The sequence below is a fragment of the Pantoea eucrina genome, assembly GCF_002095385.1.
GTDB lineage: Bacteria > Pseudomonadota > Gammaproteobacteria > Enterobacterales > Enterobacteriaceae > Pantoea > Pantoea eucrina.
The window spans coordinates 31,030-51,316 of sequence record NZ_MIPP01000022.1 but is presented as its reverse complement, the minus strand read 5'-3'; the positions used below and the strand labels follow the sequence as shown (position 1 = coordinate 51,316).

General features: G+C 56.3%; 18 protein-coding genes and 1 pseudogene. 10 read left to right on the top strand and 9 right to left on the bottom strand.

Features of this window, described 5'->3' with window-relative positions; genetic code table 11:
• Positions 1-4: 4 nt before the first annotated feature.
• Positions 5-1,408, bottom strand: coding sequence for a chromosomal replication initiator protein DnaA (dnaA, locus tag HA43_RS11270; RefSeq protein ID WP_039381492.1), 1,404 nt, complete (start codon positions 1,406-1,408; stop codon positions 5-7).
• Between the two features lie 599 nt (positions 1,409-2,007).
• Here dnaA and rpmH point away from each other — a divergent pair.
• The 9 genes and pseudogenes from rpmH to HA43_RS11225 all read left to right on the top strand — a co-directional run bounded on the left by rpmH (position 2,008) and on the right by HA43_RS11225 (position 9,524).
• Entirely contained in the window at positions 2,008-2,148 is a 141-nt protein-coding gene (gene rpmH, locus HA43_RS11265; protein ID WP_003849659.1) for a 50S ribosomal protein L34, read from the top strand.
• Positions 2,149-2,163: 15 nt separating this feature from the next.
• Positions 2,164-2,523, top strand: coding sequence for a ribonuclease P protein component (gene rnpA, locus HA43_RS11260; RefSeq protein WP_071668251.1), 360 nt, complete (start codon positions 2,164-2,166; stop codon positions 2,521-2,523).
• Positions 2,487-2,744: a membrane protein insertion efficiency factor YidD gene (gene yidD / locus HA43_RS11255; RefSeq protein WP_071668252.1), complete on the top strand. Its 258-nt coding sequence runs from the start codon at positions 2,487-2,489 to the stop codon at positions 2,742-2,744. The genes rnpA and yidD overlap by 37 nt, the downstream gene beginning before the upstream one ends.
• Before the next feature lie 2 nt (positions 2,745-2,746).
• Positions 2,747-4,393, top strand: a complete 1,647-nt coding sequence (yidC, locus tag HA43_RS11250) for a membrane protein insertase YidC (protein WP_094111677.1) — start codon at positions 2,747-2,749, stop codon at positions 4,391-4,393.
• Positions 4,394-4,496: 103 nt separating this feature from the next.
• Complete coding sequence (gene mnmE, locus HA43_RS11245; RefSeq protein WP_094111676.1) at positions 4,497-5,861, top strand: tRNA uridine-5-carboxymethylaminomethyl(34) synthesis GTPase MnmE; 1,365 nt, start codon at positions 4,497-4,499, stop codon at positions 5,859-5,861.
• Positions 5,862-6,213: 352 nt separating this feature from the next.
• Complete coding sequence (locus HA43_RS11240; protein ID WP_039381479.1) at positions 6,214-6,465, top strand: helix-turn-helix domain-containing protein; 252 nt, start codon at positions 6,214-6,216, stop codon at positions 6,463-6,465.
• A pseudogene (locus tag HA43_RS11235) lies at positions 6,465-7,781 on the top strand (type II toxin-antitoxin system HipA family toxin). Before HA43_RS11240 ends, HA43_RS11235 begins: the two are co-directional and overlap by 1 nt.
• A gap of 209 nt (positions 7,782-7,990) precedes the next feature.
• Complete coding sequence (locus HA43_RS11230) at positions 7,991-8,581, top strand: malonic semialdehyde reductase (protein WP_094111675.1); 591 nt, start codon at positions 7,991-7,993, stop codon at positions 8,579-8,581.
• A 181-nt stretch (positions 8,582-8,762) separates the two neighbouring features.
• Positions 8,763-9,524, top strand: a complete 762-nt coding sequence (locus HA43_RS11225; protein WP_094111674.1) for a 4'-phosphopantetheinyl transferase family protein — start codon at positions 8,763-8,765, stop codon at positions 9,522-9,524.
• Between the two features lie 30 nt (positions 9,525-9,554).
• On the opposite strand, the gene HA43_RS11220 is transcribed toward HA43_RS11225, so the two are convergent.
• Positions 9,555-10,868, bottom strand: a complete 1,314-nt coding sequence (locus HA43_RS11220; RefSeq protein ID WP_094111673.1) for an NCS2 family permease — start codon at positions 10,866-10,868, stop codon at positions 9,555-9,557.
• A 149-nt stretch (positions 10,869-11,017) separates the two neighbouring features.
• On the opposite strand from HA43_RS11220, the gene yieH reads away from it, so the two are divergent.
• Entirely contained in the window at positions 11,018-11,695 is a 678-nt protein-coding gene (gene yieH / locus HA43_RS11215) for a 6-phosphogluconate phosphatase (protein WP_094111672.1), read from the top strand.
• 654 nt (positions 11,696-12,349) lie between these two features.
• Here yieH and HA43_RS11210 read toward each other — a convergent pair.
• The 7 genes from HA43_RS11210 to glmS form a co-directional block, all read right to left on the bottom strand.
• Complete coding sequence (locus HA43_RS11210; RefSeq protein WP_071668256.1) at positions 12,350-13,588, bottom strand: MFS transporter; 1,239 nt, start codon at positions 13,586-13,588, stop codon at positions 12,350-12,352.
• Between the two features lie 105 nt (positions 13,589-13,693).
• Positions 13,694-14,428 carry a phosphate signaling complex protein PhoU gene (gene phoU / locus HA43_RS11205; protein WP_071668257.1) on the bottom strand — a complete coding sequence of 245 codons (735 nt, stop codon included), beginning with the start codon at positions 14,426-14,428 and terminating at the stop codon, positions 13,694-13,696.
• 14 nt (positions 14,429-14,442) lie between these two features.
• Entirely contained in the window at positions 14,443-15,216 is a 774-nt protein-coding gene (gene pstB / locus HA43_RS11200; RefSeq protein ID WP_039381453.1) for a phosphate ABC transporter ATP-binding protein PstB, read from the bottom strand.
• Positions 15,217-15,260: 44 nt separating this feature from the next.
• The gene (pstA, locus tag HA43_RS11195) at positions 15,261-16,148 is read right to left on the bottom strand and encodes a phosphate ABC transporter permease PstA (protein WP_039381450.1); all 888 of its coding nucleotides are present in this window, start codon (positions 16,146-16,148) and stop codon (positions 15,261-15,263) included.
• Positions 16,145-17,107, bottom strand: coding sequence for a phosphate ABC transporter permease PstC (gene pstC / locus HA43_RS11190; RefSeq protein WP_039381448.1), 963 nt, complete (start codon positions 17,105-17,107; stop codon positions 16,145-16,147). The genes pstA and pstC overlap by 4 nt, the downstream gene beginning before the upstream one ends.
• A gap of 85 nt (positions 17,108-17,192) precedes the next feature.
• Entirely contained in the window at positions 17,193-18,236 is a 1,044-nt protein-coding gene (pstS, locus tag HA43_RS11185) for a phosphate ABC transporter substrate-binding protein PstS (protein WP_039381445.1), read from the bottom strand.
• A gap of 171 nt (positions 18,237-18,407) precedes the next feature.
• Positions 18,408-20,237 carry a glutamine--fructose-6-phosphate transaminase (isomerizing) gene (gene glmS / locus HA43_RS11180; RefSeq protein WP_039381443.1) on the bottom strand — a complete coding sequence of 610 codons (1,830 nt, stop codon included), beginning with the start codon at positions 20,235-20,237 and terminating at the stop codon, positions 18,408-18,410.
• Positions 20,238-20,287 lie beyond the last annotated feature (50 nt).

The following is a 20,287-nucleotide window of genomic DNA, read 5'->3' as shown; positions in this document are numbered from 1 at the left end:
TGCGTCAGGAAGATAATGTTCGGATAAGGTTAGAGAAATCTTCTTTGATGTCGTGGCTCTCTTCACGCAGCTGCTCGATTTTCCGGCAGGCGTGCAGCACGGTGGTATGGTCCCGGCCACCAAACGCATCGCCAATTTCTGGCAGACTATGGTTGGTCAGCTCTTTTGCCATCGCCATCGCCATTTGACGCGGCCGCGCCACAGAGCGCGACCGGCGTTTCGACAGCAAATCCGCCACTTTGATTTTGTAATATTCCGCTACGGTTTTCTGAATGTTGTCGATGGTAACCAGCTTCTCCTGCAGCGCCAGCAAATCGCGCAGCGCTTCACGCACGAAATCGATGGTAATAGCGCGTCCGGTAAAGTTGGCATTCGCGATCACGCGGTTCAGCGCCCCTTCAAGCTCACGCACGTTGGAACGCAGACGTTTGGCAATGAAGAAAGCGACTTCACCCGGCAGGCGGATATCGTTCTCATCTGCTTTTTTCATCAGAATGGCCACGCGCGTTTCCAGTTCAGGCGGCTCAATGGCTACGGTCAGACCCCAGCCAAAGCGTGACTTGAGACGATCTTCCACGCCGTTAATCTCTTTGGGATAACGGTCAGAGGTGAGAATGATCTGCTGATTGCCTTCCAGCAGCGCGTTGAAGGTGTGAAAAAACTCCTCCTGCGAGCGCTCTTTATTGGCAAAGAACTGAATATCATCGATCAGCAGCGCGTCCACGGAACGGTAGTAGCGTTTGAACTCTTCAATCGCATTGTTCTGCAGCGCTTTTACCATGTCCTGCACAAACCGCTCTGAGTGCATGTAGACCACTTTGGCGTTGGGTTTACGGGCAATAATGCCATTACCGACCGCATGCAGCAGGTGCGTTTTACCCAGACCCGTGCCGCCATAAAGGAACAGCGGGTTATAGGCACCACCAGGATTATCTGCCACCTGGCGTGCCGCCGCGCGCGCCAGCTGGTTTGATTTACCCTCAACAAAGTTGTCGAAGTTATGGCGGTTGTTCACGTTCGAGCGATAGGTCACGTCCGCAGGTGCCGGCACTGAATCCCAGCTCGGACGCAGCAGCTGTGCCGGTGCCGGACGGGTTTCCACCGGTGCCGGCGCGCTGACGGTGCTGGTCATAACCGGCTGTGCAGCAGCAACCTGCGCCACAGGACGCGTACCCACTTCAAATCGCAGCAACGGCACATTTGCGCCGCAGAACTCGTTCAGCAGCCCATTAATACTGTTGAGGTATTTATCCCGAACCCAGTCGAGTACAAACCGATTTGGTGCATACAAGGCCAGCGTATTGTCGTTTAATTCAGCCTGCAGTGGACGGATCCACATGCTGAATTCGGTGGCAGGTAATTCATCCTGCAAACGGGCAAGACACTGTTGCCAAAGCGTAAGTGACACGGCGGACTCCACTCGTACAAAATCGATAAGAATTTAAGGCGCTAATAATAGAAACTGTCTTTTTTGACACAGGCGGTCAGAAAGCGCCTGCGACCGCTGTCTGCGGTAGTCATCCCCGGCGATCGCAGTGAGGATCGTCAGCGGAAGGGCGGATCATAGCGCAAAGCGCACCAGAGATCTTCCCTTTCTACACAGTTTTGATCCAATTTATCCACAGGGTGTAAAACCTTTGAACAGTTTATCCGTTCTGGCAAAAAAGCAAGCGAAGATCGCGCAGCAGACGCGAATTTTTCAGCCGCCGTCGCGTTTTTTTTCCTGTGGATAGCGTGTGCGATCGCAAGAAGATCCTGGACGATCCTTGCGCTTTCCTTTACAGGCCGTATAATTCCCCACCCGGCATTGGCACGTGGTGCATTAATGCCCGGAATCGCGGTGTTTCCGGGTATTCAGGTCCCGCGACCAGCGAAGTAAATTGACTCCGGACTGTACAATTATTACAATCCCGCCTCTTTATTAAAGACACATTGAGGCGTCGGTCGCTTTACTGCCCCGAAAACGCGTCACCCAGTGAAATTTTTCAAGTTTAGGTAGAAATCGCCATGAAACGCACTTTTCAACCGTCCGTACTGAAGCGCAACCGTTCACACGGCTTCCGTGCTCGTATGGCAACCAAAAATGGTCGTCAGGTTCTGGCACGTCGTCGTGCTAAAGGCCGTTCTCGTCTGACCGTTTCTAAGTAATAAAAGCTAACCCTCGTGGTTCAGCTCGCATTTCCCAGGGAGTTACGTTTGTTAACTCCCGCTCATTTCACTTTCGTCTTCCAGCAACCTCTTCGGGCTGGCACGCCGCAAATCACCATCCTCGGCCGCCGCAATTCGCTGGGGCATCCCCGCATCGGTCTTACCGTCGCTAAAAAGCATGTAAAGCGCGCGCATGAACGTAACCGGATCAAGCGATTGACCCGGGAAAGTTTTCGTCTGCGTCAGCATGAACTGCCTGCGATGGATTTTGTTATTGTTGCGAAAAAGGGGATTGCTGACCTCGATAACCGGGCACTGATGGAAGCGTTGGAGAAACTATGGCGTCGTCACTGTCGCCTGGCTCGCGGCTCCTGATCGCACTGATACGCGTTTATCAACGCGCTATCAGCCCTCTGCTGGGACCTCATTGTCGGTTCCATCCCACCTGTTCGCAGTACGGGATTGAGGCCCTGCGCCGTTTCGGCGTGATAAAAGGCAGTTGGTTGACGATTAAACGCGTATTAAAATGCCACCCGCTAAACCCGGGTGGCGACGATCCTGTGCCGCCAAAAACCTTTGATACCAGAGAACATTAACGATGGATTCGCAACGCAATCTCTTTCTCATCGCTTTTCTGTTCGTGTCTTTTATGATCTGGCAAGCCTGGCAGACGGACCACGCTCCGCAGCCACAGCAGACCCAGACCACGCAGAACACAAGCAGCGCAGCGGGTGATGCCGCCACTTCCGGCGTGCCGGCCAGCGGTCAGGGCAAAACGATCACCGTTAAAACTGACGTCCTGTCACTCAATATCAACACGCGCGGTGGTGATATTGAACAGGCTCAGCTGCTGACCTACCCGGATAAACTCGGCTCCGACGCGCCATTCCAGCTGCTGGAAACCACGCCGGCATTTGTTTATCAGGCGCAGAGCGGCCTGACCGGTCGTAACGGCCCGGACAACCCGAACAATGGCGCGCGTCCACTCTATACTGCCGCACAGGATAGCTTCAATATGGCCGATGGCCAGACTGAGCTGCGTGTGCCGCTGAGCTGGACTGGCGAAAACGGTGTGGTTTATACCAAAACCTTCATCTTCAAGCGTGGCGAGTTCGCGGTTAACGTTGACTACAACATCAATAACACCTCACAGCAGCCGCTGGAAGTGGCGATGTTTGGCCAGCTGAAGCAGACCATCGACCTGCCTAAGCATCGCGACACGGGCAGCAACAACTTTGCGCTGCACACCTTCCGCGGTGCCGCCTACTCCACCAGCGATGCGAAATATGAAAAATATAAGTTCGACACCATCGCTGATAACGAGAATCTGAGCACCACCACCAGCAACGGCTGGGTTGCGATGCTGCAGCAATATTTCGCCACGGCGTGGGTGCCACGTACGCAGGGCAATAACACCCTGTATACCAGCAACCTCGGCAACGGCGTAGCGGCGATCGGCTATAAGTCAGCGCCGGTTACCGTTGGTGCAGGTGCACAGCAGACGCTGGGCGCAACGCTGTGGGTCGGCCCGGAAATTCAGGATAAGATGGCTGCGATTGCGCCGCACCTTGACCTGACCGTGGATTACGGCTGGCTGTGGTTTATCTCTCAGCCACTGTTCAAGCTGCTGAAGTTCCTGCACAGCTTTATCGGTAACTGGGGCTTCTCCATTATCGTCATCACCTTCATCGTGCGCGGCATCATGTACCCGCTGACCAAAGCGCAGTACACCTCGATGGCTAAGATGCGCATGCTGCAGCCGAAGATTCAGGCGATGCGTGAGCGTCTGGGCGATGACAAGCAGAAGCAGAGCCAGGAAATGATGGCGCTCTACAAAGCGGAGAAAGTGAATCCGCTGGGTGGCTGTCTGCCGCTGGTGATTCAGATGCCAATCTTCCTGGCGCTCTACTATATGCTCTCTGGCTCGGTAGAACTGCGTCACGCACCGTTTGTACTGTGGATCCATGACCTCTCTGCGCAGGATCCGTACTACATTCTGCCGGTGCTGATGGGTATCACCATGTTCTTCATTCAGAAGATGTCACCGACCACCGTGACCGATCCGATGCAGCAGAAGATCATGACCTACATGCCGGTGATCTTTACCGTCTTCTTCCTGTGGTTCCCGGCAGGTCTGGTGCTGTACTACATCGTCAGCAACCTGGTCACCATTCTCCAGCAGCAGCTGATTTACCGCGGCCTGGAAAAACGGGGCCTGCACAGCCGCGATAAGAAGAAAGCGTAACCTTCAGCCCGGCTGAGCAACAGGTATAATCAAGGGGCGGCATTTATGTCGCCCTGTTTTTTTCTATTTTTCAGCCCGGCACAGCGCGGGCAAGAGGACGATCATGAGCCACAGCGATACTATCGTTGCGCAGGCAACCCCACCGGGCCGCGGCGGCGTCGGTATACTGCGTATCTCAGGCACCCGGGCAGCAGACGTTGCGCAGGCGCTGCTGGGTAAACTGCCAAAGCCGCGCTACGCCGATTATCTGCCCTTTACCGATGCAGATGGCAGCGTGCTGGATCAGGGCATTGCGCTGTGGTTTCCGGGTCCGAACTCCTTTACCGGTGAAGATGTGCTGGAGCTGCAGGGGCATGGCGGACCGGTTATCCTGGACCTGCTGCTGAAACGTATTGTCGCCCTGCCCGGCCTGCGTATTGCGCAGCCAGGTGAGTTTTCGGAGCGCGCGTTTCTGAATGACAAGCTCGATCTGGCGCAGGCTGAGGCGATTGCCGATCTGATTGATGCCAGCTCGGAACAGGCGGCGCGCTCGGCAGTGAACTCGCTGCAGGGCGTGTTCTCACAGCGCGTAAATGCGCTGGTGGAGGCGCTGACCCACCTGCGCATCTATGTTGAGGCCGCTATCGATTTCCCGGATGAGGAGATCGACTTTCTTTCCGACGGTAAGATTGAAGCGCAGCTTAATGCGGTGATCGGCGACCTGAATGGCGTACGCGCTGAAGCACGTCAGGGCAGCCTGCTGCGTGAGGGCATGAAGGTGGTGATTGCCGGACGCCCGAATGCAGGTAAGTCGAGCCTGCTGAATGCGCTGGCGGGACGCGAAGCGGCTATCGTTACCGACATTGCCGGCACCACGCGCGATGTCCTGCGCGAACATATCCATATTGATGGAATGCCGCTGCATATCATTGATACCGCCGGACTGCGCGAAGCCAGTGATGAAGTCGAGCGCATCGGCATCGAGCGCGCCTGGCAGGAGATTGAACAGGCCGATCGGGTGCTGTTTATGGTCGATGGCACCACAACAGACGCCACCGAAGCGGCGGCTATCTGGCCCGACTTTGTGGCACGCTTACCGGCGGCGCTGCCCATTACCGTGGTGCGTAACAAAGCGGATATGACCGGTGAAATCCTGGGGCTGAGTGAGATGAACGGCCATACGCTAATCCGCCTTTCAGCCCGGACCGGCGACGGTGTGGAAACGCTGCGCGATCATCTGAAACAGAGCATGGGCTTTGCCGGCAATATAGAAGGCGGATTCCTTGCGCGCCGTCGCCATCTGCAGGCGCTGGAGAGTGCCGCCACGCATCTGCAGCAGGGGAAAGCGCAGCTGCTGGGCGCGTGGGCGGGTGAGCTGCTCGCGGAAGAGCTGCGGCTGGCACAGCAGGCGCTGAGCGAAATTACTGGCGAGTTTACCTCTGACGATCTGCTGGGCCGTATCTTCTCCAGCTTCTGTATCGGGAAATAATACGGCGAGAAATAGCTGAAAATAGAATAAACAATTGAATATAATAATATTATTTTGAATGTTCGTGCCTGATTCTGATACCTAACGGTATCTGCATCAGGCGTCTCTCTGGATATGAGACTGGTAACCCCCTCCCCTCAATCTTTTAAATTTCCATAAGGTCTGCTTTTTGAATATTTTCAGAAGCGATTCCTGACCAGGGTGTCCATAATCTGGCTACTGTTTATAACAGTCAGCAACTAATTACCCACCATAACATGCATGAATTTTCTTACACGCTATAGCGTGTAAGCTTTGATTTACCTGCTTAAGCGTGTAAATTAAAATCATCCGATTAACAGGATGCCACGATATGAAGATTATTAATGTCAGCCAGCTCAGCGCTCACCTGCGAGATGTTCGTCTGTCAAAAAAACTGTCTCAGGGAAAAGTGGCCAGCAAGGTAGGGATTCGCCAGGACACCGTATCCAGCTTTGAACTCCAGCCAGGCACCAGCAGGCTGGAAACTTTTTTCAGGATATTGTCAGCACTGGAGCTGGAGCTGGAGGTGAAACCCAAAGGCAGCGATACCCAAAGCTCTGAAGGCTGGAAAGAGGAGTGGTAATGGCTGAACTGGATGTCTACATGAATGGCTATAAGGTGGGTGTTTTTAGCCGTGCCGGGACCGGTGCTCATGCATTTCAATATGCTGAGGCCTGGCTTAATCAGACCGGCAGCCGTCCTGTATCACTTTCCATGCCCTTGCGGCGACAGCCTTATCAGGGCAATGAGGTTTAACTTCTTCGATAATCTATTGCCAGATAACCCGGAGATCAGAGGCCGAATCCTGGCCCGCTATAACGCAGACTCAACCCAGCCCTTCGACCTTTTGGCACGAATCGGTGCCGATACTGTTGGCGCGCTACAACTGCTACCTAAAGATGCCGCGCCGGGCGACATTCGCACCATCGACTACAAAGCATTGTCTGACCGGGATCTGGCCAAAATACTCACAGGCTATAAAGCTGGCGCGCCCCTGGGCATGATTGAAGAAATTGACGACTTTCGCATATCGCTGGCAGGCGCACAGGAGAAAACTGCCTTGCTGTTCAGCAATGATTGCTGGTGCCAGCCCAGAGGAACCTCGCCTACAACCCATATTCTCAAATTGCCTATCGGCAAGATAGAGAGCCACTCATACAGTCTCGACTTGTCAGACAGCGTCGAAAACGAATTTCTCTGCACGCAACTGGCAAAAGAGTTCGGTTTACCGGTCCCTGATTGCTTTATATTGCATATCAATGATATCAAAGCATTGGCTGTGAAACGGTTTGACCGCCGGTATGCCTCGGATGGTAGCTGGGTAATGCGGCTGCCCCAGGAAGATTTTTGTCAGGTGTTAATGTTCCTTCAGCACGGAAATATGAAAATCAGGGCGGCCCTGGCATAGACGATATAATGCAAACTCTGCTGGGTTCAGCCAACGCAGAGCAGGATCGTTATCACTTTATGAAGGCGCAAGTATTATTCTGGCTGCTGGCGGCCACCGATGGCCATGCAAAAAACTTCTCGGTCTTTATTGAACCGGAAGGGCGTTTTCGCCTGACTCCTTTTTACGACATCTTGTCTGTCTATCCAGTGTTTGGCGGCCGGGGCCTCAATCGAAGAGACGCCAGGCTCGCTATGGGCCTGACAAGCAGCAAGGGGAAAAAATACGCCATTGAGCAGATATTCCCGCGCCATTTTTTCCAAACGGCGAAAGCTGTGGGGTTTGAGCGTTCTGTTATGGAAGCGATCCTGACAGAACTGGCTAACTCTGTTGATGTTGTTATTGAGCGTGTGACCCGGCAATTGCCGGCTGGCTTTCCCGATGCCAACAGCAGCGCCATTCTGGAAGGCCTGAAAGCCCGTTCAGCCAGACTGATAGCGGGCTGGGAATAAATTTCCGATAAGCCGGGATGCCTGTAGCTCAGCTGAACCCCTGATGCACGGGAAATAAACGCGTACTGCTCTTTGCCAGTCGATCATACATCTTTGTTATTTGGCTCCCTTTCTCCTTTACAGTATAACGATAGAGGCTGCGTTAAGCGCAGCCTCTATTATTCATGCTAAAAATCGGGCCTGCATCGTAGCCTGAACAGGAGAAAAACATGAGTACACCGCTCGACAGCGCGGCGCTTGATGCGCTGTTTACTGACGCCCGCACCCACAGCCACTGGCAGGATAAGCCGGTTTCACAGGCGCTGCTGCAGGAGCTTTATACCCTGACGGCTCTGGGCCCGACCTCCGCTAACTGTTCACCAGGCCGCTTTGTATTTGTGACCTCAGCGGAAGGCAAAGCCAGGCTGAAACCTGCCCTCTCCTCAGGCAACGTGGACAAAACCATGTCGGCGCCGGTAACGGTGATTGTCGCGTGGGATCCGGAGTTTTTTGAGCAGCTGCCAAAACTGTTTCCGTTTGGTGACGCGCGCAACTGGTTTACCAGCAGCCCGGAGCTGACAAAAGAGACCGCGTTTCGTAACAGCAGCCTGCAGGCAGGCTACATGATCCTCGCCGCGCGTTCGCTCGGTCTGGATGCCGGTCCGATGTCCGGCTTTGATCCCGCCAAAGTAAATGCCGCTTTCTTCAGCGAAAGCAAATGGCAGGTGAACATGCTGATCAATCTTGGCTACGGCGAGGCAGATAAACTGCATCCGCGCCTGACGCGACTCGGTTTTGATGAAGCCACCACCTTTGCCTGAAAGCTGGCAGCCCGTTTGCGCTCTGCCGGTCAGTCCGGCAGAGTCTCTTTCCCGCCTCGTCCCGCGCTGATTTTCAGTCTTATCTGAATTTATCGCTCTGCCGGGAAAGCCGGATGCAAACATCTAAGAAAATTCTTACAATGCCGCTGATGATTATTCGCCCATTTTCACGGAGCGACAGATGGCTGGTCATTTTGTGCGCTGGACAGGCACCACACCCCTGCCGGTAACGGTTTCACGCATCACTCCGGATGTGCTGGATAGCGCTGCCCGTCTGCCCGACCGGCGGCGCGCGCGTTTTCTTGCTGCCCGCGAGCTGCTGGCGCAGCTGATGCTGCGTATCTACGGAATCGATCGGCTGCCACCGCTGAGCGTCAGCAGCAGCGGACGCCCCTGCTTTGCCGATCCGAACCTGCCTGATTTCAGCATCTCCTATACAGGCAATATTACCGGCGTACTGCTGGCGGAAGAAGGCGGGCGTGCCGGACTGGATATGGAGATTGTCCGCGCGCACAGCCGGCAGACGCAGGAAGCGCTGATGCAGGAACTCTCTTCCGGTGAAAAGGCGTGGATCAATGCACAGCAGGATTTTATGGAAGCGGCCACGCAAATCTGGACGCTACGTCAGAGCGTGCTTAAGCTGACCGGTGAAGCAGATCGGGGCCTCTCTTCGCTGCGTCTGCATCCGGCATCAGGCCGGTTGCGCTCCACGCTATTTCCCGATATTCAGGCGGTCTGTGATGCCGAGCCGACGCTGGTCTGGTCATGCGCCCTTTCACCCGGAACCGGACATCTGCGACTGTGGGAGATTGACGGGCAGCAGCAGTGGGTTGCGCTGCGGGATATTGAAATGAATAAGCCGAACATGGATTCACATACGCTGCGCCTGACCAGTCTGCCCGGCGAACGCATAGCCGGGCAGCAGGAGATGCGGCAGCACTGAATCGGGTGGCCGCACAGGCCACCTGAAGCGTCAGTGCGCGTCAATAAACGCGATTTTCAGTGCAAACAGCAGCGCAACTATCACCACGCAGGGGCTGATTTCACGCCAGCGTCCGGTGCCCAGCTTCATCACGCAGTAGGCGATAAAGCCCAGCGCGATCCCTTCCGTAATCGAGAAACTAAACGGCATCATCGCCGCGGTGACAAAGGCCGGTACCGCTTCGGTGAGATCGTCCCAGCGTACGCGCGACAGCGATGCCGTCATCAGTACACCGACATAGATCAGCGCGCCCGCCGCCGCATAGCCCGGCACCATCGCCGCCAGCGGCGACAGAAATATTGCCAGCAGGAACAGCAGCCCGGTGATGACCGCCATCAGCCCGGTACGGCCGCCAATGGCAACGCCGGACGAACTCTCAATATAGGCTGTCACCGATGACGTACCCGCCAGCGCACCCGTGACGGAGCTGATGCTGTCCACATACAGCGCCTGCTTCATACGCGGAAAGGTGCCCTTTTCATCGGTCAGACCCGCTTTATCCGTTACGCCAATCAGCGTACCGGAGGAGTCAAACAGATTGACCAGCATAAAGGAGAAGATCACGCCTGCCATACCGATATTGAACGCGCCTTTAATATCCACCGCACCCACTACCGCCGAGATTGACGGCGGCGGCGCAAAGAAACCGGTGAACCTGACGTCACCCAGCGCAAGGCCTATGCTGGTTGTGACCACAATAGAGACCAGCACCGCCGCGTGAATATTACGCGATGCCAGAATAGCGATAATGAAAAAGCCCAGCGCGCCCAGCAGCACGCTGTGCGACGTCAGATTACCGACCGCCACCAGCGTCTCCGCGTTTGGCACAATAATGCCGGCATTTTTCAGCCCCATCATCGCGATGAACAGGCCGATACCGGCGGTGATCCCGGTGCGCAGGCAGAGCGGAATATTGGCTATCATCCAGTAGCGCACGCGCAGCAGCGTCAGGATCAGCAGCCCCAGCGCACCCCAGAAAATGGCGCCCATGCCTATCTGCCAGGAGTAGCCCATTGCACCCACCACCACAAATGCGAAAAAGGCGTTCAGGCCCATCGCGGGTGCCAGCGCAACCGGCAGGTTCGCTATCAGCCCCATCAGGATGCTGCCAAAGGCGGCAATCAGACAGGTAGTGACAAACACCGCCTGGGTATCCATACCGGCAGCGCCGAGGATCTGCGGGTTAACAAAGACGATATAAACCATCGTCAGAAAAGTGGTGAACCCGGCAATCACTTCGGTGCGTACCGTGGTCCCGTGTTCCTGCAGTTTAAACGTGCGCTGCAGCAGGCCCTGAGTCTTCATTTCGCTGTTCCGCTGAAAAATTTATCGCCGCGTATCCTATAGGCTTTATTGCGGTAAAACACGGAATTTTCGCAACCGGTTGCCTGCTGCTGCCTGTGGCAATCCAGGCTAGAGTAAAAGCTGAAGAGTTATCAGAAGGATAGTGGGCGATGACAGTGGAGTGTGTGTTCTTTGATTGTGACGGCACGCTGGTCGACAGCGAAATGCTCTGCACGCAGGGCTATGTGAATACGTTTGCGCGCTACGGCATCACGCTGTCGCTGCAGCAGATGTTTGAGCGGTACAAAGGCGTGAAGCTTTACGACATTATTCGCGACATCAGCGAAGAGTATCATCAGGCGCTGCCGGTAGCAGAGGTGGAGCACGCCTATCGTATTGAAGTCGCGCGCCTGTTTGAGCAGGAGCTGCAGCCGATCGGCGGTGCACCGGAGCTGGTGGCGCGGATCCGCGTTCCGGTATGCGTGGTTTCTAACGGACCGGTAAAGAAAATGCAGCATTCGCTGGGTCTTACCGGCATGCTGCCGTGGTTTACCGAGCGCCTGTACAGCGGCTATGACATTCAGGCATGGAAACCCGATCCGCAGCTGATGTTCCACGCCGCAGAGCAGATGCAAGTGCCGATTGAACGCTGCATTCTGGTGGATGATTCCGAAGCGGGCGTTCGCGCCGGCATTGCTGCAGGTATTCCGGTGTTTTACTACTGCGCCGATGCGCATAATCCCGCAATTGATCATCCGCTGGTGACGCGGTTTGATGATATGGCGCAGCTGCCTGCGCTGTGGCAGGCGCGCGGCTGGGCGCTGTTATCAACCAGCGAGGTTCTGTAGGGGGCGCCCCTGATATGCGGCGGCATTGCCTGACATCAGGGCGGCATTAATGCCGCCCCTACGGCGCCCCTGCAATGTTCTGTAGGGGGCGCATTTATGCGCCCCTGACATGCGGCGGCATTGCCTGATATCAGGGCGGCATTAATGCCGCCCCTACGGCGCCCCTGACATGCGGCGGACGGCATCGCCTGACACCAGGGCGGCATGAATGCCGCCCCTACAATGCCCCTGGAGAAGTTCTGTAGGGGGCGCATTTATGCGCCCCTGACATGCGGCGGACGGTATCGCCTGATGAACCGGGGGCATCGCCTGATATCAGGGCGGCATTAATGCCGCCCCTACGGCGCCCCTGCAATGTTCTGTAGGGGGCGCATTTATGCGCCCCTGACATGCGGCGGACGGCATCGCCTGACACCAGGGCGGCATGAATACCGCCCCTGCAATGCCCCTGAAGAAGTTCGGCAGGGGGCGCATTTATGCGCCCCTGACATGCGGCGGACGGTATCGCCTGATGAACCGGGGGCATCGCCTGATATCAGGGCGGCATTAATGCCGCCCCTACGGATGCCCCTGCAACGTTCTGTAGGGCGCGCATTTATGCGCCCCGGGCATGACGATTGCGTCTGATGCTGCCCCTGGCATGCGCGCAGGCTATCAGCCTATCGCGCCCAGCGAATCCTCATTGCTTTGCTTCTTAGGCAGCAGAAACAGCGTGGCGAAAATATCCAGCAGATAAATCAGCGCCAGCAGCGTAATAGCGGCGGTGAAGGAAATTTGCGTAGCCAGCGCGCCAATCACCAGCGGACCAAAACCGCCGACGCCGCGCCCGAGGTTAAATAGCACATTTTGCGCGGTAGCACGCGCCTGCGGCGGGAACGTATCGGAGATCAGCGCGCCATAGCCGCCAATCATGCCGTTAACAAACATGCCCATGATGGCGCCGGTAAACAGCATTACCGTCGGATCGCGCAGCTGCGCATAGACCACCACCATCACCACGGCACCGAACTGGTACAACAGAAAAATTTTCCAGCGTGCGAAGCGATCGGCCAGCACGCCAAACAGCCAGATACCCAGGGTCATGCCCACCACCGTCACCGCGGTCCACAGCCCCGATTTTGTCAGGCTGAAACCAAAGCTGGAGGAGAGATAGCTCGGCATCCAGATCATCAGACCGTAATAGCCAAAGTTCTGTACCGAACAGAGGATAAAAATACCCAGGCTCGCTTTACGGGTGGCGCGGTCAGCAAACAACAGCCTTATGCGGGCGGTAAATGAGAGTGCCGGTACGCTTTTTACCTGCCGTGTGAAACTCTCCGGCTCACCCATACTGCGCCGCAGCACGAATGAGAGCAGTGCCGGCAGCATACCCACCAGAAACATGCCGCGCCAGCCAATCACGCTGAGCAGCGGCGGCGTAATAAAGGCAGCCAGCAGCACACCGAGCTGCCAGCCGATGCCGACCCAGGCCGATGCCCGGTTGCGCTTCTCCTGCGGCCAGGCTTCGGCGATCAGCGCCATACCGATACCAAACTCGCCGCCCAGCCCCACCCCGGCCAGAGTCCGGTACGCCAGCAGATCCCAGTAGCCCTGTGCCACCGCGCACAGGCCGGTAAACAGTGAAAACATCAGTATCGTTACGGTCAGGATACGGATCCGGCCAAAGCGATCGCTGAGGTGGCCAAACAGAATACCGCCGATCACTGCACCGATCAGCGTCCAGGTCACCAGCGAGCCCGCCTGTGACGGGTCAAGCACCAGCGATACGCTGATGGCCGGCAGCATAAAACCGAGGATCAGCAGATCAAATCCATCCATGGCGTAGCCGCTGATTGCGGCCAGCATCGCTTTAGCCGGCGTTACGGCAGGTTTAGCAGAGCGGGAAAGGGACATAAAAGAGCACCTGTCGAAAAAAAGTGCGCCAAGTATAAAGAGCGGGCGGCGGAGTGACCAATCAGAAATGGTAATGGCTGCCGCACAGGCAGCCGGAGGAGAGGGTCAGGTAGGGCGATTGCTGCCGTCGTCGCCGGAGAGCAGTTCATCCAGCCGGTCGCCGCCAACGTGACGAAAATCCTGCCCCTTAACAAAATAGAAGATAATTTCGCAGATGTTCTGACAGCGATCGCCGATACGCTCGATCGCGCGCGCGCAGAACAGGGCGGTCAGCACGCTGGGGATCGTGCGCGGATCTTCCATCATATAGGTCATCAGCTGGCGCACGATGCCTTCATACTCTTTATCCACTTTTTTATCTTCACGGTAGATGGTGATGGCAGCGCTGAGATCCATGCGCGCAAACGCATCCAGTACGTCATGCAGCATCTGCACCGTATGATGGCCCAGCGACTCCAGGCTGACCAAGAGCGGCAGATGCTGCTGGCCAAACTTCTCCAGCGCGGTGCGGCTGATTTTTTCCGCCACGTCACCAATACGCTCCAGCTCAGAGATCGCTTTGATGATGGCCATTACCAGCCGCAGGTCGCTGGCGGTAGGCTGACGCTTGGCGATAATACGCACGCACGCCTCATCAATCTCTACCTCCATCATATTGACCTTCTGGTCGCCTTCAATCACCCGGCGTGCCAGTTCCGCATCCTGATTATGCATGGCGGTAATCGCGTCGGTGAGCTGCTGCTCCACCATGCCGCCCATGATCATCACCTGCGTACGAATATGCTCCAGCTCGGCATTAAACTGACCGGAGATATGTTTATTAAGATTTAAATTATCCATGAGTCTCTCCTGAATCAGCCGTAACGACCGGTGATGTAATCTTCAGTCTGCTTCTGCGCGGGTTTGGTAAACAGCGTGTCGGTGTCGCTGAACTCAATCAGCTCGCCAAGATACATAAACGCCGTATGATCGGAGCAGCGGGCAGCCTGCTGCATATTGTGCGTCACAATCACCACGGTGTAATCCTGCTTGAGCTCGGTGATCAGCTCCTCAATGCGGCCGGTGGAGATCGGGTCCAGCGCCGAGCAGGGCTCATCCAGCAGCAGCACTTCCGGCCGGATAGCGATACCGCGCGCGATGCAGAGACGCTGCTGCTGCCCGCCGGAAAGACTGTAACCGCTCTGATGAAGCTTGTCTTTGGTTTCGTTCCACAGCGCGGCTTTGGTCAGCGCCCACTGCACGCGCTCATCCATATCCGCGCGCGACAGCTTCTCAAACAGGCGCACGCCGAAGGCGATGTTGTCGTAAATTGACATCGGAAACGGCGTTGGCTTCTGAAATACCATGCCGACGCGCGCGCGCAGCAGGGCGATATCCTGGTGCGACGCGAGAATATTGTCGCCATCCAGTAGGATCTCACCTTCTGCGCGCTGCTCCGGGTAGAGCGAATACATTTTATTAAACGTGCGCAGCAGCGTGGATTTACCGCAGCCCGACGGACCGATAAACGCGGTGACCTGATTGCGGGCAATATCCAGGTTGATATCTTTCAGCGCGTGGAACTTACCATAATGAAAGTTCAGATTACGCACCTGGATTTTACCGGCAGAAGGGGTTGCCATACTCATTGCTCATCTCTCTTATGCAGCGCCGCCAGAGCCGCGCCGGAAAATTAGTGTTTGCCTTTGGCGAAGATCATGCGGGCAACAATGTTCAGCAGCAGCACGCACAGCGTAATGATCAGCACGCCTGCCCACGCCAGGCTTTGCCATTCGGCAAACGGGCTCATGGCGAACTTGAAGATAGTGACCGGCAGGTTGGCCACCGGCTGCATCATGTCAGTGCTCCAGAACTGGTTGGAGAGCGCGGTAAACAGCAGCGGAGCGGTTTCACCTGCGATACGCGCAATCGCCAGCAGTACGCCGGTAATGATGCCGGAAACAGACGCTTTCAGCGTGATGGCTGAGATCATCTTCCACTTCGGTGTGCCCAGCGCGTATGCCGCTTCGCGCATACTGTCCGGCACCAGCCGCAGCATATTCTCGGTGGTACGGATCACAATCGGGATCTGCAGCAGCGCCAGCGCCGCAACGCCTGCCCAGCCGGAGAAGTGCTGCATCTGTGATACCACAATGGTGTAGACAAACAGTCCGACCACGATAGAGGGCGCGGAGAGCAGAATGTCGTTGATAAAGCGGATCACCTCTGCCAGCCAGTTCTTACGGCCATACTCCGCCAGCCAGATCCCGGCCATAATGCCCAGCGGCGTACCGAAAAAGGTGGACCAGAAAATCAGCAGGCCGCTGCCCGCCAGCGCATTTGCCAGCCCGCCGCCGGCGGTGTTGGGCGGCGGCGTTGATTCGGTAAACAGCGACCAGCTCAGCCCGTCGATGCCTTTAGTCACCGTGGTGAACAGGATCCAGATCAGCCAGAAGAGGCCAAACGCCATGGTCAGCAGCGACAGCGTCAGGGCGATTTTATTTTTTGTACTGCGCCACGCCTGCATTTTGCGGCGCGAGGCTTCCAGCTCAGTACGGCTCTGCATTTCAATTGCGGTCATGAACGGGCCCCTTCACTTTTTGCCAGCCGCAGGATCATCAGCTTCGAGATCGCCAGGACGATAAAGGTGATCACAAACAGGATCAGACCCAGCTCCATCAGCGCAGCGACATGCACGCCCGATTCCGCTTCAGCAAACTCGTTAGCCAGCGCTGAGGTGATACTGTTGCCAGGCATAAACAGCGAAGCGCTGTCGAGCTGGTAGGTGTTACCGATAATAAAAGTCACCGCCATGGTCTCTCCCAGCGCCCGCCCCAGTCCCAGCATCACGCCACCGATGACGCCGTTTTTGGTAAACGGCAGCACGATACGCCAGATCACTTCCCAGGTTGTGCAGCCGATGCCATACGCGGACTCTTTCATCATCACCGGCGTCTGTTCAAAGACGTCGCGCATTACCGAGGCGATATAAGGAATGATCATAATCGCCAGGATGACGCCTGCGGCCAGGATACCGATACCAAACGCCGGGCCGGAGAACAGCGTGCCGACGATGGGAATGTTAGCGAGGACGTTGCCAACCGGCGTCTGAAAATATTCGGCAAACAGCGGCGCGAAGATAAACAGGCCCCACATGCCATAAACAATGCTCGGGATGGCCGCCAGCAGTTCAATGGCGGTGCCCAGCGGACGACGCAGCCAGCCGGGTGCCAGCTCGGTCAGAAACAGTGCGATCCCGAAGCTTACCGGTACCGCGATGATTAATGCGATCAGTGAGGTCACCAGCGTGCCGTAAATCGGCACCAGTGCGCCAAACTCTTCGTTTGGTGCATCCCAGGTTTTGGTCCAGAGAAAGGCGAAGCCAAACTTCTGAATGCTGGGCCAGGAGGAGACGATCAGGGAGACAATAATGCCACCCAGCAGCAGCAGGACAATCAGCGCAGAGAGTTTAACCAGCGCGCCAAAAATCATGTCGCCTTGCTTACCCGGTGCTTTGAATGCCGGCTTGGTAGCAGCCATAAAATTCTCGGTTCTCAGAGGATATGCAGGGCGACCAGGCGGCCGCCCCCGGGATACTCAGCCACTAGCCGAGCCTGACAATGGCTTACTGCCAGAGCGCTTTGCCGCTGCTGTCTTTGATATTCGCTTTCCATGCCGCACGGATCTGCGTCACTACGCTCTCCGGCAGCGCCGCGTAATCCAGCGCCGTGGCGGTTTTGCTGCCGCCTTTATAGGCCCAGTCAAAGAACTTCAGCACTTCTGCGCCCTTCTCCGCATTAGCCTGATCTTTGTAAATCAGGATAAAGGTGGTGGAGGCGATCGGCCACGCGTCGTCACCTTTCTGGAACGTCAGGTCCTGAGCAAACGAGCTGCTCCAGTCAGCGCCTTTGGCGGCGTTGGCAAAGCTGCTTTCACTCGGGGCCACCGGCTTGCCATCCGCATCCAGCAGTTTGGTATAGGTCAGGTTGTTCTGTTTCGCGTAGGCGTATTCGACATAGCCAATTGAACCCGGCAGACGCTGCACGAAAGCGGCCACGCCATCGTTGCCTTTACCGCCAAGGCCTGTTGGCCAGTTAACGGTGTTGCCTTTGCCTATTTTGCTTGCCCAGTCCGTGTTCACTTTGGTCAGATAGCTGGTAAACACAAAGGAGGTACCGGAGCCGTCAGCGCGGCGCACGACGTTGATATTGGTGTCAGGCAGTTTCAGGTTCGGGTTCAGCTTAGCGATCGCCGGATCGTTCCATTTTTTGATGGTGCCGAGGTAGATGTCACCTACGGTTTTGCCATCGAGCGTCAGCTCGCCCGACTTCACACCCGGAATGTTAACGGCCAGCACCACGCCACCGATAACGGTCGGGAACTGGAACAGGCCATTTTTCTGCAGATCTTCCTCTTTCATCGGCGCATCAGAAGCACCGAAATCCACGGTTTTTGCGATGATCTGCTTTACGCCACCCGAAGAGCCGATCCCCTGATAGTTGATTTTGCTACCGGTGGCCTGCTGATACTCTGCTGCCCACTTGGCATAAACCGGGGCCGGGAAGGTCCCGCCAGCGCCGGTCAGATCGGTGGCGGCAAACGCAGAAACTGCGCTGACGGCGAAAGTGGCGGCGAGGATTCGGGCTACGGTGCTACGCATCAGTGTCATGTTCCTCCGGGGGAGTATAAATCAGGCTTAACGCCGTTTTAGTTGGAGTCAGTGATTGCTGCTGGAGGGAAAATAGGACAGTTTGATGACAGCGAAATGTACGAAATGTGACAGTTTTATGACGAGGATAAAAACCGGGCGGGCCCGTTGCAGGCCCGCCCGGCTTAGCGATTACTCAACGGTAACCGATTTTGCCAGGTTACGCGGCTGGTCCACGTCGGTGCCTTTTATCAGCGCCACATGATAAGAGAGCATCTGCAGCGGCACGGTGTAGAAGATAGGGGCAATCACTTCCTCAACATGCGGCAGTGAAATGATTTTCATCCCTTCACTGTCGCTGAAACCCGCATCGCCATCGGCGAAGACATAGAGCAGGCCGCCGCGCGCGCGCACCTCTTCAATATTGGATTTCAGCTTTTCCAGCAGCTCATTGTTAGGTGCGACCACGATCACCGGCATATCGGCATCAATCAGCGCCAGCGGGCCGTGCTTCAGCTCACCGGCCGCGTAGGCTTCGGCATGAATATAGGAGATCTCTTTGAGCTTAAGCGCGCCTTCCATGGCGATCGGGTATTGATCGCCGCGGCCAAGAAACAGCGCATGATGCTTGTCAGAGAAATCTTCTGCCAGGCTCTCGATGATCTTATCCTGCGCCAGCATCTGCTCAATACGGCTTGGCAGCGCCTGCAGCGCGTGCACAATCTCATGCTCCGTTTCCGGCTTCATGCCGTGCAGACGACCCAGTTTTGCCACCAGCATCAGCAGTACCGTCAGCTGCGTGGTAAAGGCTTTGGTGGAAGCCACGCCAATTTCCGTGCCCGCTTTGGTCATCAGCGCCAGATCGGATTCGCGCACCAGCGAAGAGCCGGCGACGTTACAGATAGCCAGTGAGCCAAGATAACCCAGCTCTTTGGAGAGGCGCAGCGCCGCCAGCGTATCGGCGGTTTCACCCGACTGCGACAGGGTGATCAGCAGGCTGTTTTTGCGAACTGCGGATTTGCGGTAGCGGAATTCAGAGGCGATCTCAACGTCACACGGGATATTCGCCAGTGATTCAAACCAGTAGCGCGATACCATACCGGAGTTGTAGGAGGTGCCACAGGCGATGATCTGGATATGCTCTACTTTGCTCAGCAGCGACTCTGCATGCTCACCCAGTTCGCGCAGATCGACAATCCCGTCGTGGAAGCGGCCCGCCAGCGTATTTTTGATAGCGTTGGGCTGCTCGTAGATCTCTTTCTGCATATAGTGGCGATAGATACCTTTATCGCCCGCGTCATACTGCGCGTTTGATTCAATCTCCGCGCGCTGGACCTGATGGCCTTCGCGATCGATGATAGTGACTTCACGGCGGGTAACCTCGGCAATATCCCCCTCTTCCAGGTAAATAAAGCGGCGGGTAACCGGCAGCAGCGCCAGCTGATCGGATGCGATAAAGTTCTCGCCCACGCCACGGCCAATCACCAGCGGGCTGCCGGAGCGCGCGGCCACCAGCACCGACGGATCGCGGCTGTCCATGATGACCATGCCGTAAGCACCGCGCAGCTGAGGGATCACGCGCAGAATAACCTCACGCAGCGTGCCGCCCTGCTTCTGCTCCCAGTGCACCAGATGCGCCACCACTTCGGTGTCCGTCTCGGAGGCAAAATGGTAGCCACGTTCGATCATTTGCGCGCGCAGCGGCTCATGGTTTTCGATAATGCCGTTATGCACCACGATGATCTGCTCTGAGACGTGCGGATGCGCATTTGCCTCAGAAGGTTCACCGTGCGTGGCCCAGCGGGTGTGGGCAATACCGGTACCGCCAATCAGCGGCTGCTGATCTGCGGCCTCCGCCAGATTAGCCACTTTGCCAACGCGACGCAGACGCGTCACGTGCCCCTGACGATCGACCACCGCCAGACCGGCTGAGTCATAACCGCGATACTCCAGACGACGCAGACCTTCCAGCAGGATCTCTGCAATGTCACGCTGCGCTACTGCTCCAACAATTCCACACATATTCGTTTCCTGACTTCATGGCTTTCGGCCATTGCGTTGTCATCTGACCT